The organism is Candidatus Aeolococcus gillhamiae (assembly GCF_016464765.1).
Classification (GTDB): Bacteria; Chloroflexota; Dormibacteria; order Aeolococcales; family Aeolococcaceae; genus Aeolococcus; species Aeolococcus gillhamiae.
Window position 1 is genome coordinate 16,882 of sequence record NZ_JAEKNS010000083.1, and the last position, 24,442, is coordinate 41,323.

The window sequence follows — 24,442 nt, forward strand, 5'->3', positions numbered from 1 at the left end:
CGGAACAGCCTACGGGACGCGCACCGGCATGATGATGCAGAGGTAGTCGTCGCGCCCCGAGGGGCGGATCACGCCCGGCTGCAGCGAGCCATTGAAGCTGAGTTGCACCTCGTCGGAGTCCATAACGCTGAGAGCGTCGAGAACGTAGCGCGCGTTGAACGCGATCTGCACGTCGTCGCCCTTGACGTTGGCCGAGAGGGGGGCCTCGTCGTCACCTACCTCGGCGGTCTGGGCGACCAGGGTGAGGGTGTTGTCGCCGACGCGCAGCCGCACCGGATTGGCCGCGTCACGCGCCAGCACCGAGGCGGTCTTGGCCTCACGGAGCAGCGATGCGGTGGGCAGCTTGACCGTGGTGGTCGACTCGCCGGGGATGACCTGCGCGTAGTTGGGGTAGTTGCCCTCGATGAGACGCGACGAGATCTCGACGTCCTTGAGGCTGAAGAACACCTGGTTGCGCTGCTCGCTGAAGCTGATCGACACCGTCGGCCGGGTCGGGTTGACCGCGCGGGCCACCTCGCTGAGGTGACGCGAGGGAACGATCACCGAGCCGGTGAACGCCTTCTCGCCGCTCGACTTGGCCTCCAGGGTCTTCACCGCGAGGCGATGACGGTCAGTGGCGGCGAGCGTGAGCCGCTCTCCCTCGACCTGGAAGAGCACCCCGGTGAGCACCGGCGAGGCCTCGTCACCGCTGGCGGCCATGGCCGTCTGTGCCACCGCGTTGGCGAACACCGCGGCGTCGAGCTCGATCGCCGCTCCCGCATCGCGCGCCGGCAATGGCGGGAACTCCACCGCGTCGATGCCATGGAGGTTGGTTCGGTGCACCCCGCAGCTGAGCTTGAGCACCTGGGTGTTGACGTCGAGCTCCATGGTGCAGGGCGCCTCGGCGAGCGATGCGACGTACTCGCTGAGCAGCCGCGCCGGCACGGTCGTGCGCCCGTCGAGCTCTATCTCGGCGGGAACCGTGGCGGCCATGGTCAGATCGAGGTTGGTGGCGGTGACCCGCAGGCCGCCGTCAGTTGTCTCCAACAGCACGTTGCCGAGGACCGGCAGCGTTGAGCGTGGTGACACCGCACGCGAGACGAGCGACAGTGCTGCGCTGAGCGCGGATGGGGAGACGGAGCACTTCATGCTGTCAGACCTCAGGGTGTGCCGGGGTTGTCACCAGACTCCATTAAGACTGGTGACAGAGTCTTTGAAACAGTCGTAGACGTAGAGGGCGCCGAACGGGGGATAACCGGCCAAACGGCCGCGTGCAGCGGGCATATCGCCAAGGACAACCTGTGCAAGCGCGATGCCGACATCACGATTCCATCCACAGGGCGGTCACCGTGGAGTTTCGCGCACAGGTCGACCGGAACATATCCACAGGACTCTCCCCGTCCCCCATCAGTGCTCGTGGAGCCGCTGGCGGATCTGGCGCAGGTCACCCTGCAGACGGGAATCCTCGAGCACCAGGTCGGTGATCTTCTCGATGGCGTGCAGCGCGGTGGTGTGATCGCGGCCGCCAAAGGCGTTGCCGATCACCGGCAGCGAGGACTCGGTCTCCTCGCGCACGATGTACATGGCCACCTGGCGGGGGAAGACGATGTGCTTGTCGCGACGCTTGCCCTTCATCTCCTCGAGCGAGATGGTGAAGTACGCCGCCACCGTCTCCTGGATCAGCTCGATGCTGACCGGGGTGCTGTCGCCGACGGGGATGATGTCGCGCAGGATGATCTGGGCGGCGTCCAGCGTCACCGGTTGACCGTTGATGGAGGCGTGAGCGAGCACGCGGATGAGCGCGCCCTCGAGCTCGCGGATGTTGCGCTGGATCTTGTGGGCGATAAAGCTGCAGACGTCGTCGGGCACCAGCGAGCCGTGCGGGCCAAGCTTGGTGTTGAGGATGGCCAGCCGGGTCTCGAAGTCAGGTGGCTGGATGTCGGCCATGAGGCCACCCTCGAAGCGGCTGCGCAGGCGGTCCTCGAGAGTGGGGATGTCCTTGGGCGGCCGGTCGCTGCTCACCACGATCTGCTTCTGGATCTCGTGGAGCGCGTTGAAGGTGTGGAAGAACTCCTCCTGGGTGCGGTCCTTGCCGGCCAGGAACTGGATGTCGTCGATGAGCAGCACGTCGACGCTCCGATAGCGGGTCCGGAAGTCCGAGGTGCGGTTCTCCTGGATGGAGCCGATCATCTCGTTCATGAACTTCTCGGAGGTGATGTAGGCCACCTTGGGCGGGCGGCGGTGGCCCTCGCGGACGGAGTGGCCGATGGCGTGCATGAGATGCGTCTTGCCGAGCCCGACACCGCCGTACAGGAAGAGTGGGTTGTACGCCTTGCCGGGAGCGTCGGCGACAGCGCGGCAGGCGGCATGGGCGAAGCGGCTGCTATTGCCCACCACGAAGGTGGAGAAGGTGAAGTTGGGGTTCAGTCGCGTCGCGTTACTGCCGTCAGTGGCAGATTCTCCCACAATCCCGTAGGCCGGCTCGGGCGCGTCCGCGATGGGGGCGGGCTCGTCCGGGGGTGGACCGGCGGCGGGGTCGACGGTGATGACCACCTCGCAGTCCCGGCCCAGCAGGCCGCTGATGGTCTCGCGGATCACCACTGCGTAGCGTTCGATCAGCCAGTCACGCGCCAGTCGCGTGGGCACCCCGATGGTGAAGGTATGGCCGTCGCTCTCTACCAACCGCGCGTTGGCCAGCCACGTCTCGTAGCCGGGACGGGCCAACTGGAAGCGCAATTCCTCCTGCGCCGCCTGCCAAATCTGCTGCGTGCCGCCGGGCGTCGACGTGGGGGCCTCCGTGTCGTCGGGGGCAATCACCTCCACGTCGCCGGGAATGCCCGTAGCAGACAAATCGTTGCCCCCGTGGTGACCGTCAGCCCGACACCTTCGCCGCCCATCTTTTGCACAGGATGTGCACAAGAGTGGATAAGCGAACCTGTGGCGCACCGACGGAAAAACGATGGAAGGGCGATGTTGTGAGACGTCGCCCGTCGGGGCAGCGAGCAGTCTAGCAACGCGAAGACCGGCTCACAACGGGCAGCGCGGACCCGCGTGCAGAGGCCCGGCCGGCGGCATCGCTGCTATACTCCGCCGGCCACTCCGATGACCGGAGACATCTGCCGCCGCGTTCGGCGCGCCCACCTCACACCCGGTCGTCGATCCTCCCGTCTGCGGAGCGCCGGACATCAAACGGACCTACCAACCCAAGAAGAAGTACCGGCGTAAGACCCACGGGTTTCGCATCCGCATGTCGACACCCGGGGGACGCCAGGTGCTCAAGGCGCGGCGTCGTAAGGGGCGCAAGCGCCTGACCCCCGCGCCGACGCGGTGATCTCGCGACATCGCCTGCGTGGGCGACGTCGCTTTGCCTCCGTCCGTGCCGGCGGCCTGCGCGCCTCCGCCGCCGGCGTGCGCGCCCAGCTCGCCGTCAATGAGCTCGACGTTGCCCGCGTCGGTTTCGCCCTGGTGGGGTTGCGCTCGTCGGTGCAGCGCAACCTGCTTCGCCGCCGCTTGCGCGAGGCGATCCGTCCCCTGCTCGACCGCCTCACCGGCCGCGACCTGGTGATCGTGGCCGGCGCGGACGCCGCCGGGTTGACCTTCGCCGAGCTGCGGACGGCGGTGGAGACCTCGGTCTTCCGCGTCCTGGAACGGGCGGAGAGCGCCGCGGGGAGGTCGACGGCGGACAATGGGGTGATGACCCGCCCGCCGCAGGCGCGCCGATGACCCGCCTCAGCCTCCTGCTGATCCGGGTGTACCGGGTGAGCATCGGCCCGCTGTTCGGCATGATGAGCAGCTGCCGGTACGAGCCCACCTGTTCGCAGTACGGGTATGAGGCGATCTCGCGCTTCGGCGCGCGTCGCGGCTGGTGGCTGGCGCTGCGCCGGATCGGGCGCTGCCATCCATTCCACGCCGGCGGCCTTGACCCCGTGCCCGACGAGTACGTGAGCTGGCGCGCCGCGCGCCGCCGCAAGCGTGCGGTGCTGTCCGGAGACTCGGTGTGATGGTCGGCATCTCCATCTTCGACGCCCTGGGCGAGCCGTTCCGGTACTGCCTGGAGTTCTTCACCAACATCTTCAAGACCATCGGGCCGCTCAACTCGATTGGCGCCTTCGGTCTGGCCATCGTGATCACCACGCTGATCATCCGCGGCGCGCTCTTCCCCATCTTCGGCTGGCAGCTGCGCACCAGCCGGCGCATCCAGTCGGAGCAGCGCCTCATCGCCCCGCAGCTGGCCGAGCTCCGCAAGAAGTACAAGCGGGAGCCGCAGAAGCTCAGCGAGGAGATGAAGAAGCTCTACGCCGAGCACCAGGTGTCGCCGTTCAGCAGCCTCTCCGGCTGCCTGCCCGCGCTGGTGCAGATGCCCGTGCTCATCGGGCTGTACCGCGGCATCACCAACGCCACCACCAACCTCAAGGGTGTCGGCAAGGGGTTCCTGTGGATCACCGACGTGTCGCAGTCGGGCGGCCAGGCCTGTTGCGGGGTGGTCAAGGCCGGCGTCAAGAGCACCGATTGGGGTCAGCTGATCAATCACCCGGCGGTGATCATCCTGCCGTTCCTGGCCGCAGTCCTCACCTTCGCGCAGTCGCGAATGATGATGCCGCCACCGCGCCCGGACATGACCGACCAGGAACGGACGATGACCAACGTCACCAAGCAGATGTCGATCATCTTCCCGATCATCATCTTCGTGCTCAGCCTCAACTTCCCCCAGGGCCTCGCGCTCTACTGGGTGACCGGGACGCTCTTCATGGTCCTGCAGCAGTACCACCTGGTCGGCTGGGGCTCGCTCAAGGTACCGGCGTGGTTCCCCGGCGCCGGCCGCGTCACCGCACTCTCGTATCCCAAGCACGATCCCGGCGCCACCGCAGCTCGACCCAAGTCGGCGGCGACGCAGACAGCGATCGCGCCCGCCGGCAACGGCAGCCGCCCGGCGGGGCGACGTGGACGGGGTGCAGCCCAGAAGGTGGCCGCCGCGCCGCCGGCGCCGGCCGTCGCGACCGGCGCCGTCAACGCGCCGCCGGCGCGGATCCCCAAGAGACGCAACAACAAACGCCGTCGCTAGCCGCAGCGGCGCACCGACCGGCGAGGAGATCCAGGTGAACGAAACCGAAGAAGGCACAGTCCAGGCGACCGCGGCGCCGGGTGTCGAGGGCAGTGGCGCCACCGTCGAGGAGGCCACCGCCCAGGCGCTTGCCGAGCTCGGCGCCCAACGCGACGACGTGGTCGTCGAGGTCCTCACACGCGGCGGGGCGCGTCCCGTCCCCGGCGAGTACCTGTCGTCGAGCGCGGCGAAGGTGCGGGTGAGCCGGATCGACGAGCACACCGCGCGCGGCCGCGCCCTGCTCGCCGCCCTGCTCGAGCAGATGGAGATCCCGGCGCGTGTCTCGGTGCGGCGCGGCACCAGCCCTCGCGCCGGTGAGGCGGAGGCGCCGATGATCCTGGAGGTCTCCGGCGACGACCTCGGGCTGCTGATCGGTTGGCGCGGCGAGACCCTGCGCGCGTTGCAGACGACCGTCAACCTGATGATGGGCGACGAGCAGTCCGACGTCCAGGGGCGGCGGCTCATCCTCGACGTCGAGCGCTACCGGGCCCGCCGTGAGGACCAGGTCCGCGAGCTGGCCCAGCGCCTCGCCGACCGGGTCAAGGCGAGCGGTGAGCGCTACACGCTCGATCCGATGCACGCATACGAGCGGCGCATCATCCACCTCACCCTGCAGGACGACACGGGAGTGCGCACCGAGAGCAGCGGTCACGAGCCGGCGCGACGCGTGGTCATCCACCCCACCGGTCCTGCCCAGGGAGGACTTCCGTCGCGGCCCGAGCGGGGGCGCAACCGCTGGTAGGGCGAAGGGGGAACGCTGTTCCCCCCTCGGGCTCCCCCCATCTAGCGGTGTCGGTTCCGGCGACATGAAGTCGCCTGCGCCGACGGTATGGGCGAAGGGGGAGCTGCGTTCCCCCCTCGGGCACCCCCCATCAAGCGGTGTCGGTTCCGGCGACATGAAGTCGCCTGCGCCGACGGTATTTGGGGGTTATTGACGTTGGTAGCTCTGGCTGCTGATCGCGGCCATGTGCGGACCGTGCTTGACGGCGGCGTGCGCCTGCTGGCTGCGCCGATGCGCGAGCGCGCGTCGGTGAGCATCGCTTTCATGTTCGGCACCGGGTCGCGTGTGGAGAGCGCCGGCGAGTGCGGGCTCGCCCACTTCATCGAGCACATGGTGTTCAAGGGTGGGGAGACATACCCCACCGCACGTCAGATCAGCGAGGCCGTCGAGGGCGTCGGCGGCGTGCTCAACGCGTCCACCGATCGCGAGGCCACCATCTTCTGGGCAAAGGTGCCCGCAGAGCGCATCGACGTCGCCGTCTCCGTGCTGAGCGACATGCTCTTCCGGCCGCGCTTCCTCCCTGACGACGTCGAGCGCGAGCGCCAGGTGGTGATCGAAGAGCTGCGCATGTATGAGGACAGCCCGCAGGACCACGTGCACACGCTGTTCGACGCGGTGATGTGGCCCGACCACCCGCTCGGCTGGGACGTGGCCGGCACCGAGGCGACGGTGCAGTCCTTCAGCGCCGACGACTGCCGCCGCCACCTGCAGCGGCACTACAGGCGCGACGACCTTGTGGTGTCCGCCGCCGGCGCGCTCGACAGCGCCGCGATCGCCGAGCTGGTGTCGGCGTCGCTGCAGCGCTGGCCGGATCACGCTGGGGAGAGTGTCGAACCGCTGCCGGCCAGCGCACCCTCGGGCGCCGCAGTGAGCATCCTCGACCGCCGCGCCAGCCAGGCCAACATCGTGCTCGGCGCGCGCGCGCCGTCGTACCGGGATGAGCGCCGCTTTGTGGCGGACATCCTCAACGTGGTTCTCGGTGAGGGGATGTCGAGCCGGCTCTTCCTCGAGCTGCGCGAGGAGCGGGGACTGGCGTACGACGTGCACTCATTCCTCACCCGCGTCGCCGACAGCGGAACCCTGGCCATCTCGCTGGGGTGTGAGCCCAAGCGAGCGCTGGTGGCGATCAGGGCTGCCGTCGCCGAGCTGAAGCGGCTGGCGACCGAACCCGTGCCCCACGCGGAGCTGGAGCGAGCCAAGGAGTACGCGCGCGGGCGCCTCTCCGTGCAGCTGGAGAGCACCTCGGCGCTCTGCAACCACCTCGGACAGCAGGAGCTGCTCACCGGTGAGATCCTCCTGGCCAGCGACATCGCCGAGCGTCTCGTCGCCGTCGACCCGGAGTCGGTGCGCGCGCTCGCCGCCGAGATCCTCAGCGGCGGTCTGCGTGCTGCGGTGGTCGGTCCCTTCCGCAAGCCCGAGCCGTTCCTCGAGGTGCTCAGCGCCTGACTGCGGTGCCGCGGGCGCGTTCGGATATGGTGGTCCACCATGCAGAGTGAACGCACGCTGGTGTTGATCAAACCCGACGCCGTGCAGCGCGGACTCGTCGGCGAGATCGTCGGACGGCTCGAACGTCGCGGCCTCCATCCCGTCGGCATCAAGCTCATGAAGGTCACCACCGCGATGGCCGAACGCCATTACGGCGAGCATCGGGACAAGCCCTTCTTCGGCGGCCTCGTCGAGTTCATCACCTCCTCCCCGGTCGTCGCCATGGTCTGGGAGGGGCCCGGTGCGGTCGCGCTGGTGCGCACCATGATGGGGACCACCAACCCCCAGAGCTCGCCGCCCGGCACCATCCGCGGCGACCTCGCGGTGAGCCTGGCGATGAACGTCATCCACGGCAGCGACTCGCCGCAGAGCGCGGCGCGCGAGGTCGCCATCTTCTTCTCGGAGAAGGAGTTGCTCGACTGGGAGAGCAGCGGCGCCGGCTGGATCCTGTCGGACGACTGACGGCGCGCGGCGGGCTCAGCCCGCGGCGGCGCTTCTCTGCCGGCGACGGCGACGGCGTGACAGAAGGAATGCGGGCGGCAGCGCCAGGATGATCGCGGGAGCGACCGGCGTCTCCAGGACCACGGCGGTCGAATCGGGCACCAGCGTGGGCCCGGCGCCGAGGCCGAAGTGGCCAAAGGGGAGGACGCGCACGAACGCCTTGGCCAGGATGTTCTTGCGCGGCACCAGCCCGAACATGCGCGAATCGCTGGACCGGTTGCGGTTGTCTCCCATCACGAAGTACTTGCCGGCCGGGATGGTGAGCGGCTGCGGGGCTGACGACTCGGTGCCGCTCGGCAGGCAACAGAAGTTCATGGTGTCCCACTTCTCGGGGAGGTAGGGCTCTTGGAGGCGCTGCCACGCTCCCTGGCCGCCCGGCTTGATCAGCAACGCCGTCGGCGAGCGGCTGCCGTCGATCTCAATTTTGTCACCAGGAATCCCGATCACACGCTTGATGAAATCCTTGGTGGGATCGCTGGGCGGCATGAGCACTACGACGTCGCCACGCTGCGGATCGCCGAAGTAGTACGAGATCTTGCTGGCCAGCAGCAGGTCATTGTTCTGCAGCGTCCCCACCATGCTTTCGCCGTCCACGCGCACCGTTTGCAGCGCACTCCAGATGGCGATGTACAGAACCACCGCGATGATGAGCACCTCAAGCACATCGCGGACGAGCCCGTGACGGCGGCGGCGCGGCCTCGGGGCGTCGGTGGGCTCAGGCTGCACGCGGCGTGATTATGACAGGGGGCGGAGGGAATCCCGGTCTCCGTCTGCGGTGCGAGAGGTCAGCGGGGAGACATCTCCTTGCGCCTCAAACAGGCTTCGGCGCCAGTGGCGGGCGAGCCGAACGCTATTCGCGTCCGTCTCACCCTCGGGCGCCTGCAGAACTCGCGCTGCGGAGACGTCTCCCCGCTGACCTCTTTCCAACAATCGACCTCTGCCGCAACGCCCCATGTCTCCGCCTCGCTCAGACGTTCGCTGTCGATAGCTGCAAAGCGGCGGCTGATCCGCTCCTTTCGCAGGCGTCTCCCGCGGCGCTCATACGTTCGCTGGGGTGCGCTGCCACAATATCGGTTCACCCCAGGGGCGGGGCGCCGCCGTCAACATCAAGCGAGGGACACCATGGCACTGCTGACCAAGACGCCGTACAAGGCACGGGAGTTCGATCTCTCAGGCCTGGTCGGCATTTCCGACAAAACGATGGAGACGCACTTCGGACTTTATGCCGGTTATGTCAAAAACACGAACACCCTGAACGAGCAGCTCGTCGAGCTCACCCAGACGGGCAAGGTGGGCACGCCGGCGTACGCGGAGATGACCCGCCGGCTGGGCTTCGAATACAACGGCATGGTGCTCCATGAGTGGTACTTCGGGAACATGACCAAGACCGGCAACGGTGGCGAGATCTCGAGCTCGTCGGAGCTCGGCCGTGCGCTCGGCGAGTCGTTCGGCGACCTCGAGACCTGGCGCAAGGACTTCGTCGGCGTCGGCGGGATGCGCGGCGTCGGCTGGGCGGTGACCTACCTCGACCCCGCCAGCGGCCGGCTCAGCAACCACTGGATCACCCTCCACGAGGACGGTAACATCGCCGGCTTCAAGCCGATCGTGGTGATGGACGTGTGGGAGCACGCCTTCCTGCTCGACTACAAGCCGGCGGACCGGCCGAAGTACATCGAATCGTTCCTGGCCAACCTGGACGTTAGCGCGGCCGAGGCCCGACTGGGCGGCGCCGAGCGTCCGATCGGCTGACCAGGTCGGATCAGAGAGGGGCGCCTCCCAACCGGGTGTAGAGGGCGTCGAGGTCGCCGTCGTCGTGGAAGGCGATGGCGACCCGACCGCCGCGTCCCCGCCGCTCCAGCTCGACCGGCAACCCGAGCCGCTCCTCAAGGCCACGGCGCAGCGCCTCGTCGTCCGCGCTCAGCGCCGGCCGCGCGGTCGTGGCTCGCGGCGGGTGCGATCGTCCCTGCTCGGCCTGGACGGCGTGCTCGGTCCGCCGCACCGACCAGCCCGCGTCCACGGCCTGCCGAGCCATCGCCTCCTGCCGATCGGCGTCGGGAAGCCCGAGGAGCGCGCGGGCGTGGCCGGCGCTGATGGCTCCGTCGACCACCGCTCGCTGAACGGGCGCTGGAAGGCCCAGCAGGCGGATGGTGTTGGAGACGGCCGGGCGGCTCCGTCCCAGGCGCAGCGCGATCGCCTCATGGGAGAGGCCGAAGGTGTCGGCGAGGCGTGAGTACGCCGCGGCCTCTTCGATGGCGGTGAGATCGGCGCGGAGCAGGTTCTCGGTGAGAGCGGCTTCGAGCGACTCCCGCGCCGACTGGGCGGCAGGCCGGACGATGGCCGGCACCCGGCCGAGACCGGCCACGCGAACGGCGCGGAGCCGTCGTTCGCCGGCTACGAGCTGGTAGCGCGCGCCGGCGCGCTCGACCACGATGGGGTGGAGCAGTCCGTGGGTTCGGATCGACTCGCCCAGCGCCACCAGGGCGTCCTGGTCGAATTCCCGGCGCGGCTGCTCGGGGTTGGCATCGACCAGCGCGGGGTCGATCTCGACGAGGGCGGCCGAACTCGAGGAGGAGGCGGTGGCCTCGTCGTCCCGCGTCCCCTCGGCAGGGGTGTCGCCGATGGGACCGAGCAGCGCGTCCAGCCCTCGTCCCAGGCCGCGCCGGCGGGCGCCGCTTCGGGGCGGCGGCAGCGACGTCACCGGCCGGCTCCCACGCCGGCCCCGGCGTGGACGGGTCGGGCCTGGCCGGCGAGGCGGGCGTCGAGGTTGGCGGCGAGCTCGGCATAGGCAACCGCACCCCGGCAGGTGGGGTCGTACAGGTCGACGGGCACCCCGTGGCTGGGTGCCTCGCTGAGCCGGACGTTGCGCGGGATCAGAGGCGAGAGCAGGTCGTCGGCGAAGCGGGCGCGCACCTCGTCGACCACCTGGTGGGCCAGCGCGAGCCGGCCGTCGAACAGGGTCATGACGATGCCCGCGATGCGCAGGCCCGGGTTGAGCTCGCGGCGCAGCAGGGCGAGGGTGTGGGTCAGCAGCCCGAGGCCCTCCAGCGCGTAGAATTCGCACTGGATCGGAACGAGCAGCGCCTGGGCGGCCACCGCCGCGTTGACGGTGAGCAGTCCGAGGCTGGGCGGACAGTCGATCAGGACGTAATCGACGTCGTCGACAGCCTCGACCGCTAGCGCGAGGCGCCGCTCGCGCATGGGCAGCTCGATCATCTCGATCTCGGCTCCGGCGAGACTGAGGTCGGCGGGCACGAGGTCGAGCCCCTCCACGACGGTGCTGATGCGCGCGTCGGCGATCGGCCGGCCGCCGATCATCACGTCGTAGCTGGTGGTCTCGACGGCGGAGCGGTCGACCCCCAGCCCGGAGGTTGCGTTCGCCTGGGGATCGATGTCGACCACGAGGACCCGTCGCCCCATGACGGCGAGCGCCGATCCGACGTTGATCGTGGTCGTCGTCTTGCCCACACCCCCCTTCTGATTGGCGACGGCGAGCACGTGCGGGACCACAGTCCGGATTATCGACCGCCGCCACCGACCCCTGCTGGCCCGGAGTTATCCACCGTATCCCCAACGTTGCCGACGCGCCAATCCTCCGTCCTGAGATCAGTTTGGTCGTCTCGTGCCCCTGCTTGTGGACAACCCGGTCGAAATGGTTAGCCGTGCAAACACTGTGGATGGTGATTCACGTGAAACGTCGCTCGCTGCTGCTCACCGGCGAGGCCACGTCTGCGACCGGGCACCGCGGGCCGATCCGTACAATCCGCCCGTGCCTGCCAAGCGCGCCTCCAACTGGCGATTCGTGGTCGCCGCGCCCCCGCGAGAGGTCTTCGCCGTCATGGAGCAGATGATCGGCACCCCGCCCTATCGCTTCGAGGTGGTCGGGGAGGACACCGGGCGCATCGTCGAGTACCAGCGCAACAGCCTGGTGGGGCATTGGCGCCGGGTCGACGGGACCGCGAAGTTCATGGGACGGCGTCGGCGACCGGCGCGCAACCAGCGCTGGGTGACCTGCACAGCCAAGGTCGACGACGCCGGGACGGTGATTCAGCTCGAGGCGAGCAAGGGACGCGGCGCGGTGCCCCGCGCTCTCCAGCTGATCGGCGTGCTCAGTCGCGGAGTCGACGATCCGCGCACGATCTACCGGGTGCGGTTCATTCCGCCCGGGCCCGTCACGCTGGTGTCCTCCTGGGCGGGAATGCCCTACACGTTGTATTCCGCCCCGCACCGCGGCGCGTCCCGAGGGGCAGAGATCTTCACGGCCACGCGCATGGAGGCGGTTCCCGGCGGCACGCCGGAGTTCGTCAAGGTCAGGCTCAGCGACTCCACCGAGGGGTACGTCGAACGCGACCAGATCGTCGCCGCGCCGGAGACGGCCACCCGCCAAGCAGGGGTCGAAGCGGCCCGCTACGTCTGACCCGAAGCACCCCCGTTAGCGGAGGCGACTTCACGTCGCCGGAGCTGACACCGCTGTAAGGGGGAACAAGGTTCCCCCCTTCGTAAAAAGCAACGGCGGAACCCGTACACCACGGATTCCGCCGCTCTGCGTCGAAGCGTCGGGTACCTCGAGACGGCTGGCGTCTCTCCGGCGCGCGGACGTTGGCGACCGCGCTACCTGGTATCCGCCCCGGCGATCAGCCCGCCACTCCGGCGCGGGTCGGCTGAGGACTACCGGAACAATCGGTCATGGGCAGGACCCTCCTTTTCTCAGAGTGCCCCGGCGCCGGTCCGCGTGCGTCGGTGGATGAGTGCGGGCGGTGGCGGGGCCGAGAGACGCACAACCAGTGTAGCGGCCGCAGGGGCAGCCGGCCACAGCCGTGCCCGTGCCGGGTTCTCATGTTACTGCCAGGACTGGCCAGATCGCCAGCGGCGGTGCCACTGCGGTCGAGCTGCTGCGGGTAATAGAAGCGACGTGTCAGCTGCCGAACGGGCTTGCCACACAAGGAACATGGCGCTCGACGATGGGCGACGTGCGCACGCTCATGAGGCGCTGATCGAGCCCTGGATCACCTTCGCCCCCGTCGGGGTCGCGCTGCCACCGGCCGGCTCCGCCGTGGCCGCGACGGCGCTGTACGCGGCCAGGTCGCCGTGGACCGCCGCGCTCCAGGTGCCGTCCGGGTTGTGGCTGAGGTACGCGGCAGCCACCGCCAAGCCGTCGGAGCGGATCAGCCAGACCTCGTACACCGAGCCACCGGCCGACACCGCGCCCGGGCTGGGCAGACCACTGGCCGTCAGCACCGCCTCATTGCCGCCGCGCTGGTAGGTCAACTGGGCGCTCGCGTGTGGCGCGGCCGCTGTGGCGGTGAGCGCGACCGCGACCGCGACCGGTGCCGGGGCACCGTTCTGGCGGTTGAGCACTGCCCACGAGGAGAGAGCGATCACCGCGACCGCCGCCGCCCCTGCGAGGGCGGTGAGGCCCCGCGACGCGGGGATTGCGTCCCAGAGCCGGTGCCACCACGGTGCCGGCTGAGCCCTGGCGGCCCGCTCGGCCGCCTGGGTCGTCTCGGCGTACACCGCGCGCATCAACCGACCGCGAAGCTCGGGCGGCGGATGCACAGGCTCGAGCGCTAGCGGCAGTCGGGCGGCTGCCGCCATGTACTCGCCGGCCACGCGCCGACACTCGGCGCATCCCGAGAGGTGCAGCTGCAGGGCGGACTGTTCCTCGGCATCGAGGGAGCCGACAGAGAGCGCCGCGGCGAGCACCTCGGCATCCTGATGGCTGATCACGCCATCCCCTCCGCAAGCCGGAACTCGAGCACTCCGCGCAGCTTGCGCAGGGCGAGGCGGGTGCGCCCCTTGACCGTTCCCAGGGGCACGTGCATGAGCTCGCTGATCTCCGTCTGCGAGTAGCCGCCGAAATACGCCAGCTCGATTGTCTCGCGCTGTTCCACGGAGAGCTCGGTCAACGCCGTGCGGATCTCGGCGCGCTCGATCTCGTCGGCCACCTGGTCCCACGTGTCCGACACGGACGTCGCTTCGATCGGAGCGTGCTCGAGGGCGACGTCATGGCGGGCGCGGCCGGCTCGCCCGCGCAGCCGATCGAGAGCACGGTGGTGGACGATCGAGCACACCCAGGTGCGCAGGCTGCCGCGGTCGCTGCGATACGTCGACGCGCGTCGCCAAATGCTGAGAAACGCTTCCTGGACAACGTCTTCAGCGGTCGCAGAGTCGTTGACGACGCGCAGGGCCAGGGTGTAGGCCAAGCCCGAATAGCGGTCGTACAACATCTCGATTCCCTCAGGTTCCGCTCGGGCCAGCAGGTCGAGCATCTTGTCGTCGGAGACGTTCACGCCGGGGGTCGCGGTTGAGTCGGTCTTATCTCGCACACGCACCCCGGATACGCACGCCGATCCCGATTGGATCACTGCCCGGTCGGGGGGTCAGTAGATGCCCAGCTCCAGCCGTGCCTCTTCGGACGCCATCGTGCGCGGGTCCCACGGGGGCGACCAGACCAGCTCCACTTTCACATCCTTCACACCGGGAAGCCCATGGCAGACCGCGTGGGCCTGGCCCTGGATGAGGCTGCCCATCGGGCAGTAGGGCGTGGTCAGGGTCATGCTGATGGTGAGCAGGCCGCCGTCGTCAATCTCGGATCCGTACACCAGCCCGAGCGAGACGATGTCGATGCCGATCTCGGGGTCGAAGACCTCGCTGAGCGCCGCGAGCACCAGCTCCGGCGAGGCCTTGGCCGTCTGCGGCTCCTCGGCGGCCGAATCGACGCTCACCGCCGCGTCGGTGTCAGTCATGGTCGATCCTCCGCGTGCCCGAGCGCCTGCAGAAGCGCGTTGCAGGGCAGGGTCGCACACTTGACGCGCACCGGGTAGGCGCGAACGCCCTGCAGCGCCTCGAGGTCACCGAGGTCGTCGCAGCTGCCGCCCTCGACGAGCATCGCCCGGAAGCGATCGGCGACGTCTCGCGCCCGCGCCCGCGAGCCGCCGCTCACCTCGTCACAGAGCATGCTGCAGGCGGCCTGGCTGATCGAGCAGCCGGTGCCCTCGAAGGCGATCCCGGCGAGCTGATCACCGTCGAACCGGACCGAGATGTCGATCTGGTCTCCGCACAGCGGGTTGTCGGCCTCCACCACGGCGTCGGCGGGATCGAGCCGTCCGCGATGGCGGGGATGGCGGTAGTGGTCGAGGATGATCTCGCGGTAGAGGTCGTCCGCCACCGGTGTAAATCCGACTTGCATGGTAGGGATTGTACCCCGGCGTGGACCTTCGCCCTCGGCGCGACAATCCGCGGGTGCCCCAGTGCCTCCGTCCGCGCACGTCCCCGATCTTCTGGCTGCTCAGCGGCCAGCTGATCATGTTCACCGGCGTTGCCGCGATGTTTCCGATCGCCCCGCTGTACGTGCGCCGCCACGGGGGAAGCTCGCTCGGCATCGCGCTGTTCATCGCCGGGCCGCTGATCGCCAACATGCTGGTGCAGGTGCCCGCCGGGCGGCTCACCGACCGGGTCGGGCGCAGGCCCATGCTGCTCGGCTCGCGCGCCATCTTTGCCGTTCTGGCCTTCGCGCTGTTCGCCGACGTCGGTCCGCTCTGGCTGCTCGCAGTGCTGCGCACCCTCCAAGGGGTCGTCTCCGGAGCCTATGTCCCCGCCCTGCGTGCCGCCATCGTCGACCTCAGCACCCCCGAGCAGCGCGGCCAGCGATTCGCGCAGCTGCAGGCGTGCGAGATGGTGGGGCTGTTGGTCGGCCCGCTGCTGGGCGGGGCGGTTGCGCTCTGGCGGGACTCTGCGGTGTTCGGGGTCACCGGCGCTGCCGTGCTGGTCGGGTTGCTCGCGATGCGGCGCATTCCCGAGACGCGGGTGGAGCGACCGGCCGGCGAGCGGGAGGTGCCGCTGCGCTGGTGGCGCACACCCGGGATCCTGGTGCCGTGCCTGGCGCTGCTGGCAATCGGCACGGTGTTCTCGATGTACGACGTGGTCTGGCCGCTCTACCTCTCAGCACGGGGCAACGGCGCCTTCGTCATCGGCCTGACCGTAAGCCTGTTCGCCGCGCCGCTGCTGGCGCTGGCCGCACCCGCCGGACGGGTGTCGGACCGATTCAACAGGCGCTGGCTGATGCTGGGCTCCTTCGCGGTGGCCGGCGTCTGCGCGGCGACGTACCCGGCGCTGCGGTCGCTTGTGCCGATCATCGCGGTGGGCACGCTCGAGGCCTGTGCCGTGGTCCTGATCGAGCCGACCCTGTTCGCCGTCATCGGCGACAACAGCAGCCCCGCTCAGCGCGGTCGAGCGATGGGCATCGGCGGGCTGTTCCAGTTCTCCGGTATGTCGTTCGGTGCCCTAGTGCTGGGCGCGCTCTACGGCGTCGACGAGCGCATCGCATTCTGGGGAGCTGGTGGTGTGCTCCTCGCTGCCGCGGTCATGTGCGCCGTCGCCCTCCCGGCGCGTCCGTTGCACCGGGGCGCGGGTCCTGTTGAACAGGGGGCGCTCAACCCGCTGGAGGCGTGATCCTCCCAAGGTCGCAATGAGCCGCGAGCACGGACGGCGCGCACGCGCAACGTCTTCATGCTCGGAACAGTCGGCGACGCGGCCACCGCCGTGATCACGTTGAACCACAACGGACCGAACGCCATCCGAGGGGCATCCGAACTCAGAATGTGGCACCGATGATGTATGGTTGTGTGACATGGCACTAGGCATCTTGCCCTCGCGGAACTCCCGCGCAACACCCTGACAAAGGAGCCACCCATGACCGCATCGGTTGAGAAGAGCATCGACGTCGACGTCCCCGTCCGCACCGCCTACAACCAGTGGACCCAGTTCGAGACGTTCCCTGAGTTCATGGAGGGCGTCGTCGAGGTGAAGCAACTCAGCGACACCACGCTCCACTGGAAGGCCAAGGTCGCCGGCACGGAGAAGGAGTGGGACGCGACCATCACCGAGCAGCAGCCTGACGAGCGCATTGCCTGGAAGGCGGTCGACGGCGCACCGAACGCCGGCGTGGTCACCTTCCATCGCCTCAGCGATGACAAGGCGCGCGTGATGCTGCAGCTGGAGGCGGAGCCCGAGGGATTCATCGAGGAGGTCGGCGACAAGCTCGGCGTCTTCAACCGCCGCGTCGAGGCAGATCTCAAGCGGTTCAAGGAGTACGTCGAGTCGCGCGGCAGCGAGACCGGCGCCTGGCGGGGCGAGGTCAAGCAGCCGACCAGCTAGCGCGCGCACTCGCGCCGGCCGGCGGGCGCGGTCACAGCGACCGGACGACCCGGGCGGGGTTACCGACCGCGACCATGTTCGCCAGCGCGCATTCGCTCACGCTGGCTGCGCGCGTCCTCGCCCATCGTCAGTGGAGGTGGACGGAGCCGTCCTCGGCGAGTCTCCAGCCCGGATTGTGCGCCACCTCCCAAGGGTGGCCGTCCGGGTCGATGAACACTCCCGAGTAGCCGCCCCAGACGTTCTCCGCCCCGGGGCGGCCGATGGTGGCGCCTGCCGCCTCAGCCTGGGCCAGCACGCGGTCGACCTCCGTGGGGGACGCAACGTTGTGCGCGAGCGTGACCCCGCCCCAGCCCCCGCTGTCGGTCACAGCGCTGTCGGCGGTGAGCTGACCGCGGCCCCAGAGAGCGAACACCATGCACCCGGTTTGAAAGAACACCACCTCGCCGTCGGCTGACTCGCCCGACCAGCCGAGCGCCTCGTAGAAAGCCTTGGCTTGTGGGACATCACGGACACCGAGGGTTATCAACGAGATGCGCTGTTCCATGCCGCTATCCGAAGATGCGGCGTACTTCACCGAGCGCAGCCCCGAGGGCGTCGATCTCCTCGTGCGTGTTGTACAGGTACACCGACGCGCGTGCCGTGGCCGCGACATCGAGTCGCTTCATCAAGGGCTGGCAGCAGTGATGGCCGGCGCGCACCGCCACGCCCTCGCGGTCGAGGATGGTTCCGACGTCGTGGGCGTGCACTCCGCTGACGTTGAAGCTCACCGCCCCGCCACGGTCATCGAGGGTGCGCGGTCCGTAGACCTCGACACCGTCGACCTCCTCGAGCACTGCCAGCAGGTGGCCGGTGAGCTCGAGCTCGTGCGTGTGGATGCGATCGCGGCCGATGGCGTCGAGGTAGTCGCAGGCGGCGGCAAGCCCCGTGGCCGCGCCGACGTCGGGAGTGCCGGCTTCGAACTTATGGGGAACGGTGCTCCACGAGGAGCGCTCCAGTGAGACGCGCAGGATCATGCTTCCCCCACCGAGGAATGGAGGCATTCGCTCCAACAGCTCGGGGCGCGCCCAGAGCACGCCCGCGCCCATCGGTCCGCACATCTTGTGGCCGCTGAAGGCGAGGAAGTCGCAGTCCAGGTCGCGAACCGACACCGGCATGTGCGGGACGCTCTGCGCGGCGTCGACGCACACCAGCACATCGTGCTGATGCGCTGCCGCGACGATGTCGCGCAGCGGGGCGACCGTGCCGAGCACGTTGGACTGATGGCTGAGGCTGATCAGCTTGGTGGGCGGGGCGAGCAGCTCGTCGAGGTTGGAGAGATCGAGCGCGCCGTCGTCGTGGACGCTGAGGAAGTCGAGCGTCAGCCCGGCCCGCTCGGCGGCCAGCTGCCACGGCACCAGGTTGCTGTGGTGCTCCATCTCGGTGAGCACGATGCGGTCGCCCGGCGAGAGCAGCTCGCGCGCGTACGACGACGCCACCAGGTTGAGTGCCTCGGTCGTGTTGCGCAGGAAGACGACGCCTTCAGCGGGCGCGTCGATGAACCGGGCGACCCGCTGGCGCGCGCTCTCGAAGACGTCGGTGGCCTCATTGCCGAGGGTGTGGACGCCGCGGTGCACGTTGGCGTTGTGCTCCTGGTAGTAGGCGTCGGTGGCGTCGAGAACGGACTGCGGCTTCTGCGAGGTGGCCGCGGAGTCGAGGTACACCAGCGGGTGCCCGTTGACGGTGCGACGCAGGATGGGGAAGTCGGCGCGCACGCGGGCGACATCGAGCGGCGCCGTCGCAACGCTAATGTCAGTCATCGGGCGTCCTCGCTGAGCGCGATGCGGATAACGCCGTCGGTGGTGTCGATCTGGTGCACGCGCACCGGCTCGACCGCGGGGAGAGACAGAGGATCGCCCGTCTGCAACGAGAACGCGGACCCGTGCAGCGGGCACTCGATGGCACAGCGCGATGTGTCGAGATCCCCATCACTCAGGGAGGCCTCGGCGTGGCTGCAGGTGTCGTCGAGGCAGTAGAACTCGCCGTCGAGATTGAAGATGGCGAGGGGGACGCTGTCGATCTCGACGCGTGCCGCATGTCCCGGTGGCACATCCTCGATGCGCCCCACCTCCACCCAGGTGGCCATCCTCATGCGTCCACCAGCGCGATGCCGGCCTGGGCCTCGCCCTCGAGCTCGTGGTCGAGGAGCTCGCCGACGAGCCCGGCGACGCCGGGATGCGGGCAGTGGGCCAGGGCATCGTCGAGAAAGCCGCGCACGATCAATTGGTCGGCGTCCTCGGCGGTGACCCCGCGAGCCATCAGGTAGAAGCGGTGGTCGTCGTCGATGTGGCCGGCTGTGGCGCCGTGCCCGCAGCGCACGTCGTTGGCGCGAATCTCCAGGCGGGGCACGGAGTCGGCGGTGGCGCCATGGCTGAGGATGAGGTTGCGGTTCTGCACGTAGGCGTCGGTCTGCTGGGCGATGCGGTCGACGTCGATGAGACCGCTGTAGACGCTGCGCGCGCGGTCGCGCACCGCCACCTTGAGCTTGAGACGGCTGGTGGTCTGCGGGGCGCGGTGGGCCTGCAGCGACTGGTGGTCGAGGTGTTGCGCTGCATCACCGAACGCCAGCCCGGTGATCTCGGCCTCGGCGCCGGGGCCGTCGAGCAGCACCTCCCAGTACGCCTTTTGGAGGCGCGACCCGAGCGTGGCCCCGAACATGCGCAGCCGGGCGTTCTGGGCGAGCAGGGTGCGGTGCATGGCGACATGCCAGGCGCCCTCACCCCATTGCTGGAGCACATGGTGGTCGACGTGCGCGTCGCGTCCCGCGACGATGATCGTAAGCGCGTCGCTGAACAGCTCGTCATCGCCGGTCGCGGAGACGTAGTCGTCGAGGAGCGTCAGCGACGAGTTGTCCTCGAGCAGGACGACTGTCGCCGGGAAGGTGGCGGCGTGGTCACCGGCGGCGCCGTGCGCCACCCACACCGGCACCGACGCGTGGACCGAGCGCGGCACGTAGATGAACGCTCCGCCCTTCCACATCGCGTTCCACAGTGCCAGGAACGGCGATTCGCCGACCCCCACGCCGGCCAGGGCGCGCTCCACCAGCTCTGGGTGCAGCTCGGCGGCCTCGTCGAGCGAGCTGAGCACGACGCCAGCGGCGGTGAGCTGGTCGCTCTGCTCGATGCGCGTCACAGGCGACGCGTCGACCATCAGTGCGGCCTCTGGCGCGGCCCGGTCGCGGCGCCGGCGAATGGCGGCGATCAGCGCCTCGTCGACCCCCTTCGCCGGGTGGAACTCGTGGAGGTCGAGCTTGGAGATGTCCGTGCGGCGCCAGTCCTCGTCGCGCTTCGACGACGGCATGGGCATGGCGGTGAACGCATCCCACGCCGCGCGACGGCGGTCGCGCAGCCAGCCGTCAGCGGAGGCGATGCGTTCCTCGACCGCTTCCGTGAACGCCGGCGCGTCCGGCGCGGCGATCCCGGCGCCGGTGATCACCCGACCGACCCCTCCATCGACAGCGCCAGCAGGCGGTTGAGCTCCACTGCGTACTCCATCGGCAGCTCCTTGACGAAGGGCTCGAAGAAGCCGTTGACGATGAGCGCGGTGGCCTCGTTCTCATCGATGCCACGCGAGGTGAGGTAGAAGATCTGGTCCTCGCCCACCTTGCTGACCGTCGCCTCGTGGCCGATGGTCACGTCCGGGCTCTCGACGTCCATGTAGGGATAGGTGTCGCTTTGCGACTCCTCGTCGAGGAGCAGGGCGTCACAGCGCACGTTGATCTTCACGTTCTGCGCTTTCGGATACACCTTGATGTGGCCACGGTACGAGGTGCGACCGGTGCCCTTGCTGATCGACCGCGAGACGATGTTGCTGGTGGTGTTCGACGCCACGTGGATGCACTTGGCGCCGGCGTCCTGGTGCTGTCCCGGGCCGGCGAACGCCGCGCTGAGCACCTCACCGTGCGCACCTTCGCCCATCAGGTAGATGGCCGGGTACTTCATCGTCACCTTCGAGCCCAAATTTCCGTCCACCCACTCGACGGTGGCGTTCTCGTGCGCGATGGCGCGCTTGGTGACCAGGTTGTACACGTTGTCCGACCAGTTCTGGATGGTGGTGTAGCGGATCTTGGCGCCCTTGTGAGCGATCAGCTCCACCACCGCGGAGTGCAGCGAGTCGCTCGAGTAGTTGGGCGCGGTGCAGCCCTCGATGTAGTGGACCGAGGAGCCCTCCTCGGCAATGATCAGGGTGCGCTCGAACTGACCCATGTTGTCGCTGTTGATGCGGAAGTAGGCCTGCAGCGGCACCTCGACATGGACCCCGGCGGGCACATACACGAACGAGCCACCCGACCACACCGCTGAATTGAGCGCGGCGAACTTGTTGTCGTTGGGCGGGATCACCGTGCCGAAGTACTTGCGGAAGATCTCCGGGTGGTCGCGCAGGCCGGTGTCGCAGTCACAGAAGAGGACGCCGAGCTTCTCGAGGTCCTCGCGGATGCTGTGGTAGACCACCTCAGAGTCGTACTGCGCCGAGACGCCGGCGAGGAACTTCCGCTCAGCCTCGGGGATGCCGAGGCGATCGAACGTGTTCTTGATCGACTCAGGGACGTCGTCCCACGAGCGTGCCTGCTCGCCGGCGGGCTTGACGTAGTAGTAGATGTCGTCGAAGTCGATCCCCGAGAGGTCGGCGCCCCATGTCGGCATCGGCCGCTTCATCCAGTGGTCGTACGCCTTGAGGCGGAACTTGAGCATCCACTCCGGCTCGCTCTTGTGGTCGGAGATGGCCGCGATCACCTCCGGCGACAGGCCCTTCTCGGTGCGGAAGACGGAGATGTCGACGTCGTGGAATCCGTACTGGTAGTCCTTGGTCAGCTCGTGTGCCTGGACGGTCATGCCTGTGCCTCCGCGACCACGCCGGTCAGTGACGTGCGTGATGCCGCAGCCTCGGCGGCGACGGGGCCGATGATCGGCTCGTAACCCTCGCTCTCGATCTGGCGCGCCAGCTCCGGACCACCGGACGTGATCACGCGCCCCTGATGAAGGACGTGCACACGGTCGGGCTTGAGGTACTCCAGGATGCGCGGGTAGCGGGTGCTCACCAGGACGCTCATGTCAGGACCGGCCAGGCGGCTGACGCCGTTGGAGCCGGTGCGGAGGGCTGTGGACGCTCTGGTTGGGAAATCCCTACTGCCATGGTCAGGATTATACGTCGGCGGCGTCCGCCCCGGCCGCGCCGGGTCAGCGGCCCCAAGTCACCCCTAGGAGAGCTGATGGCGCAGCCAGGGCGGGCGGCTGGCGCCGTGGTGCGGCTCGGGAGAGGATCGCTCCTGATGACCTTCGTCGGCCTCGACCTCGGCAGCGGAGGCGTCCGAACAACCGTCCTCGAGACTGCGACCGGTCGCCCACGCCGCGGTGCCGCCGGCCACCGTCGCCGGCCGGGCGAACGCTTCCCGGTGGCGGACCCACGGTTCGCTGGGTTCGACCTGGGCGTCGCACCGCTCGGCGATGGCGATGCGGAGTTCGCCGCGCGCCTGGGGGAGAGCCTCCAGCCGCGACCTGATCGCCGCTCCGAGCGAGTCTCTAGATGGAGCCCGCCGCCGGCAGTGGACGGAGCCCGCTGCGGGCGTGCTGGAGACTGGTCGGCTCGGCGCAGCAGAACCACGACTCGCTGAGCCTCGGAGGCTCCGCGGTGGCGGCCGGCAGCGGTCGCCGGCCGGCCGCCCAGGTGACCCCGGCGGCGGCTGCCGCGGCCGCCGCGCGGGCTCGCACGGCCCCGTGCACGGCGTGGGGCGTGTCCCCGGCATCGGTGCGGGCAGCGATCAGGCTGGTAAGGTCGGTCTGGAGTACGTCCATGCGAGGATCGGGGTGCTCCCAGCGATGACTGAAGCTCTCCGGCTGGTAGGCGCGCAGGTGCGGTCGGAGCTCCTCGCGCTCCAGCAGCAGGGAGTCCGGCGGCAGCAGCAGCCGGATGCTCAACTGCACTGGGTCCACGCTGCCGAGTAGTTTCTCGTCGAGAATGAAGTCGAGGAGGTCGAGGTAATCCCGTAGCGTCGTCCAGGGGGTGAACGGCAGCAGCGAGGGTCGTGGTTCGATGCCGTGCTCGCGGAGCAGACGGACCGCGGCGAGCGTCTGGGCGTGGGTGTGGCCCTTCTCCAGGACGCCCAGCACCGTGTCACTGGTCGACTCCGCCGCGGTGATCGCGAACAGCAAACCGAGGCCGTGGAGCTCCGGCCAGAGCGCGCGGTGCTCGAGGATGTGCTCGACCTTGGTGGTGATGTCGAAGCTGAGCGACGGGTGCCGCTGGTGCAGCGAGCGGACCGCGCGGAGTGCGTAGGGCGCCGCGTTGAGGAAGTCGGGATCGGCGAAGCTCAGGTGCATGGCGCCCATCTCGACCAGCTGGTCGACGTCGGCGAGCAGGGTCTCCTGCTGCACAACGCGGAGCCGGCCCCCGTAGACGGCGGGGACTGGGCAGTGCCGGCACCGGTGCACGCAGCCGCGGGTGAGCTCGATCGCGGCCGCGGGGCGAGCCTCACCGTCGATCATCAGGCGCGCATACCGGCTCAGCGGGGGCAGCAGGTCGCGGGCCGGGACCGGGAACCGCAGCCGGTCGAGCACCACGCGGCGCCCGGAGGGCCTGCCGTCGGCAATGCGCACCAGTTCCTCCTCGAACTCGCCGCCCACGGCATGGTCGGCGGCGCCCGGCGGAAGCGAGGCTGCGCAGAGCGGTGCGTAGAGGCCGTAGAGGACGATCGTTGCCGCCGGATGCAGGCCGCGCACCCGCTCGGCCACGCCGACCGCGAGCCGCATGGCAGTGTGCATCGGCACCGCCAGTGCGACCGTCTCGGCCCATCGCACCAGCGAGGCGTCGAAATCGTCGACGGCCAGGTCCAGCGCGCGCACTTCGTGCCCGGCGTCGCGCAGGAATGCTGCCGCGGTGGCGACGTGCAACGGCTGGCGTCCCAGCTCGTAGCAGGAGACCAGCAGGACCCGGGTGCCCACGGGCTACTTCTTGGCCGCCTGGTAGTAGGGATTGGCGCCCTGGGCGTGATCGGTGGTGTCGCGCACCTCGCGGATCGCGGGAAAGGTGTCGAGGATTGCGGTGCGCACCCCCTGACCAAGGGTGACCTCGGCCATGCCGCAGCCCTGGCAGCCGCCGCCCATGTGAATGAACGCGACCCCTTCCACGACATCGAGCAGATCGATATGACCGCCGTGGGACGCAACCGACGGGTTGATCTCGGCATCGAGCAGGCGCTGCACCGCTTCGGCGACGGGATCGAGCCACAGCGGGTTGGGATTCACCACGCGCACTGCGCCCATGGGGAGATCGGCATCGAGGCTGATCCCATCGAGATACGGTGCGGAGCCAAGAGGAATGTGGATGGGAATTCCGTCGATGGACTCGACGATCATGTCGCCCTGCCGCTCCTCACCGGATGCGACCAGCTGAATGTCGTAGACGAAGGC

The 24,442-nt window shown here is 69.0% G+C and carries 28 protein-coding genes; 11 read left to right on the plus strand and 17 right to left on the minus strand.

The genetic code is table 11. The annotated features are described in order from the left end of the window. Positions 1–9: 9 nt before the first annotated feature. Positions 10–1,128, minus strand: coding sequence for a DNA polymerase III subunit beta (gene dnaN / locus JF886_RS08285; RefSeq protein WP_337311401.1), 1,119 nt, complete (start codon positions 1,126–1,128; stop codon positions 10–12). A 258-nt stretch (positions 1,129–1,386) separates the two neighbouring features. Continuing rightward, the gene (gene dnaA, locus JF886_RS08290) at positions 1,387–2,793 is read right to left on the minus strand and encodes a chromosomal replication initiator protein DnaA (protein WP_502711414.1); all 1,407 of its coding nucleotides are present in this window, start codon (positions 2,791–2,793) and stop codon (positions 1,387–1,389) included. 370 nt (positions 2,794–3,163) lie between these two features. Here dnaA and rpmH point away from each other — a divergent pair, with 370 nt between their 5' ends. The 7 genes from rpmH (at position 3,164) to ndk (ending at position 7,808) form a co-directional block, all read left to right on the plus strand. Further along, positions 3,164–3,310 (plus strand): 50S ribosomal protein L34, encoded by a 147-nt coding sequence (gene rpmH / locus JF886_RS08295; protein ID WP_337311454.1) that lies wholly within the window; start codon positions 3,164–3,166, stop codon positions 3,308–3,310. Continuing rightward, complete coding sequence (gene rnpA / locus JF886_RS08300; protein ID WP_337311403.1) at positions 3,307–3,702, plus strand: ribonuclease P protein component; 396 nt, start codon at positions 3,307–3,309, stop codon at positions 3,700–3,702. The genes rpmH and rnpA overlap by 4 nt, the downstream gene beginning before the upstream one ends. Then, a complete protein-coding gene (gene yidD, locus JF886_RS08305) occupies positions 3,699–3,980 on the plus strand; it encodes a membrane protein insertion efficiency factor YidD (RefSeq protein WP_337311405.1) in 282 nt (93 codons plus the stop codon). Before rnpA ends, yidD begins: the two co-directional genes overlap by 4 nt. Continuing rightward, complete coding sequence (locus JF886_RS08310) at positions 3,980–5,041, plus strand: YidC/Oxa1 family membrane protein insertase (RefSeq protein WP_337311407.1); 1,062 nt, start codon at positions 3,980–3,982, stop codon at positions 5,039–5,041. The genes yidD and JF886_RS08310 overlap by 1 nt, the downstream gene beginning before the upstream one ends. A gap of 34 nt (positions 5,042–5,075) precedes the next feature. Continuing rightward, positions 5,076–5,822, plus strand: a complete 747-nt coding sequence (gene jag / locus JF886_RS08315; protein ID WP_337311409.1) for an RNA-binding cell elongation regulator Jag/EloR — start codon at positions 5,076–5,078, stop codon at positions 5,820–5,822. A gap of 225 nt (positions 5,823–6,047) precedes the next feature. Next, complete coding sequence (locus JF886_RS08320) at positions 6,048–7,307, plus strand: M16 family metallopeptidase (protein ID WP_337311411.1); 1,260 nt, start codon at positions 6,048–6,050, stop codon at positions 7,305–7,307. Positions 7,308–7,346: 39 nt separating this feature from the next. After that, positions 7,347–7,808: a nucleoside-diphosphate kinase gene (gene ndk / locus JF886_RS08325; RefSeq protein ID WP_337311413.1), complete on the plus strand. Its 462-nt coding sequence runs from the start codon at positions 7,347–7,349 to the stop codon at positions 7,806–7,808. A gap of 15 nt (positions 7,809–7,823) precedes the next feature. On the opposite strand, the gene lepB is transcribed toward ndk, so the two are convergent. Further along, positions 7,824–8,573 carry a signal peptidase I gene (gene lepB, locus JF886_RS08330; RefSeq protein ID WP_337311415.1) on the minus strand — a complete coding sequence of 250 codons (750 nt, stop codon included), beginning with the start codon at positions 8,571–8,573 and terminating at the stop codon, positions 7,824–7,826. Positions 8,574–8,969: 396 nt separating this feature from the next. Between lepB and JF886_RS08335 the strand changes: the two genes are divergently transcribed. Further along, entirely contained in the window at positions 8,970–9,596 is a 627-nt protein-coding gene (locus JF886_RS08335; protein ID WP_337311417.1) for a superoxide dismutase, read from the plus strand. A gap of 10 nt (positions 9,597–9,606) precedes the next feature. Here JF886_RS08335 and JF886_RS08340 read toward each other — a convergent pair whose 3' ends face one another. After that, a complete protein-coding gene (locus tag JF886_RS08340) occupies positions 9,607–10,545 on the minus strand; it encodes a ParB/RepB/Spo0J family partition protein (protein WP_337311419.1) in 939 nt (312 codons plus the stop codon). Next, positions 10,542–11,354: a ParA family protein gene (locus JF886_RS08345; RefSeq protein WP_337311421.1), complete on the minus strand. Its 813-nt coding sequence runs from the start codon at positions 11,352–11,354 to the stop codon at positions 10,542–10,544. The genes JF886_RS08340 and JF886_RS08345 overlap by 4 nt, the downstream gene beginning before the upstream one ends. Positions 11,355–11,613: 259 nt before the next feature. On the opposite strand from JF886_RS08345, the gene JF886_RS08350 reads away from it, so the two are divergent. Beyond that, entirely contained in the window at positions 11,614–12,261 is a 648-nt protein-coding gene (locus JF886_RS08350; protein WP_337311423.1) for a hypothetical protein, read from the plus strand. A 563-nt stretch (positions 12,262–12,824) separates the two neighbouring features. On the opposite strand, the gene JF886_RS08355 is transcribed toward JF886_RS08350, so the two are convergent. Genes JF886_RS08355 through sufU form a run of 4 tightly spaced genes read right to left on the minus strand, consistent with a single transcriptional unit; the run spans position 12,825 to position 15,033 of the window. Next, a complete protein-coding gene (locus JF886_RS08355; RefSeq protein WP_337311425.1) occupies positions 12,825–13,571 on the minus strand; it encodes an anti-sigma factor in 747 nt (248 codons plus the stop codon). Continuing rightward, entirely contained in the window at positions 13,568–14,170 is a 603-nt protein-coding gene (locus JF886_RS08360; protein ID WP_337311427.1) for a sigma-70 family RNA polymerase sigma factor, read from the minus strand. The genes JF886_RS08355 and JF886_RS08360 overlap by 4 nt, the downstream gene beginning before the upstream one ends. Positions 14,171–14,224: 54 nt before the next feature. Then, on the minus strand, positions 14,225–14,590 hold the full coding sequence (locus tag JF886_RS08365; protein ID WP_337311429.1) for a metal-sulfur cluster assembly factor: 366 nt from the start codon (positions 14,588–14,590) through the stop codon (positions 14,225–14,227). After that, entirely contained in the window at positions 14,587–15,033 is a 447-nt protein-coding gene (gene sufU / locus JF886_RS08370) for a Fe-S cluster assembly sulfur transfer protein SufU (protein WP_337311430.1), read from the minus strand. Before sufU ends, JF886_RS08365 begins: the two co-directional genes overlap by 4 nt. A 53-nt stretch (positions 15,034–15,086) precedes the next feature. Here sufU and JF886_RS08375 point away from each other — a divergent pair, with 53 nt between their 5' ends. Both JF886_RS08375 and JF886_RS08380 read left to right on the plus strand, forming a co-directional pair. Beyond that, positions 15,087–16,295, plus strand: a complete 1,209-nt coding sequence (locus JF886_RS08375) for an MFS transporter (protein ID WP_337311432.1) — start codon at positions 15,087–15,089, stop codon at positions 16,293–16,295. A 240-nt stretch (positions 16,296–16,535) separates the two neighbouring features. Next, complete coding sequence (locus JF886_RS08380) at positions 16,536–17,000, plus strand: SRPBCC family protein (protein ID WP_337311434.1); 465 nt, start codon at positions 16,536–16,538, stop codon at positions 16,998–17,000. Positions 17,001–17,127: 127 nt separating this feature from the next. Here JF886_RS08380 and JF886_RS08385 read toward each other — a convergent pair whose 3' ends face one another. The 8 genes from JF886_RS08385 to JF886_RS08420 all read right to left on the minus strand — a co-directional run. Further along, positions 17,128–17,544 carry a VOC family protein gene (locus JF886_RS08385; RefSeq protein ID WP_337311436.1) on the minus strand — a complete coding sequence of 139 codons (417 nt, stop codon included), beginning with the start codon at positions 17,542–17,544 and terminating at the stop codon, positions 17,128–17,130. A 4-nt stretch (positions 17,545–17,548) separates the two neighbouring features. Further along, positions 17,549–18,796 carry a cysteine desulfurase gene (locus JF886_RS08390; protein ID WP_337311438.1) on the minus strand — a complete coding sequence of 416 codons (1,248 nt, stop codon included), beginning with the start codon at positions 18,794–18,796 and terminating at the stop codon, positions 17,549–17,551. Then, positions 18,793–19,128, minus strand: coding sequence for a bifunctional 3-phenylpropionate/cinnamic acid dioxygenase ferredoxin subunit (locus tag JF886_RS08395; RefSeq protein ID WP_337311440.1), 336 nt, complete (start codon positions 19,126–19,128; stop codon positions 18,793–18,795). The genes JF886_RS08390 and JF886_RS08395 overlap by 4 nt, the downstream gene beginning before the upstream one ends. Next, entirely contained in the window at positions 19,125–20,471 is a 1,347-nt protein-coding gene (gene sufD / locus JF886_RS08400) for a Fe-S cluster assembly protein SufD (RefSeq protein ID WP_337311442.1), read from the minus strand. The genes JF886_RS08395 and sufD overlap by 4 nt, the downstream gene beginning before the upstream one ends. Further along, positions 20,468–21,868 (minus strand): Fe-S cluster assembly protein SufB, encoded by a 1,401-nt coding sequence (gene sufB / locus JF886_RS08405; RefSeq protein WP_337311444.1) that lies wholly within the window; start codon positions 21,866–21,868, stop codon positions 20,468–20,470. Before sufB ends, sufD begins: the two co-directional genes overlap by 4 nt. Continuing rightward, entirely contained in the window at positions 21,865–22,086 is a 222-nt protein-coding gene (locus JF886_RS08410; RefSeq protein ID WP_337311446.1) for a P-loop NTPase family protein, read from the minus strand. Before JF886_RS08410 ends, sufB begins: the two co-directional genes overlap by 4 nt. Positions 22,087–22,555: 469 nt before the next feature. After that, positions 22,556–23,974, minus strand: coding sequence for a CUAEP/CCAEP-tail radical SAM (seleno)protein (locus tag JF886_RS08415; RefSeq protein WP_337311448.1), 1,419 nt, complete (start codon positions 23,972–23,974; stop codon positions 22,556–22,558). A 3-nt stretch (positions 23,975–23,977) separates the two neighbouring features. Further along, a partial coding sequence (locus JF886_RS08420; protein WP_337311450.1) for a NifU family protein occupies positions 23,978–24,442 on the minus strand: 465 nt, incomplete at its 5' end.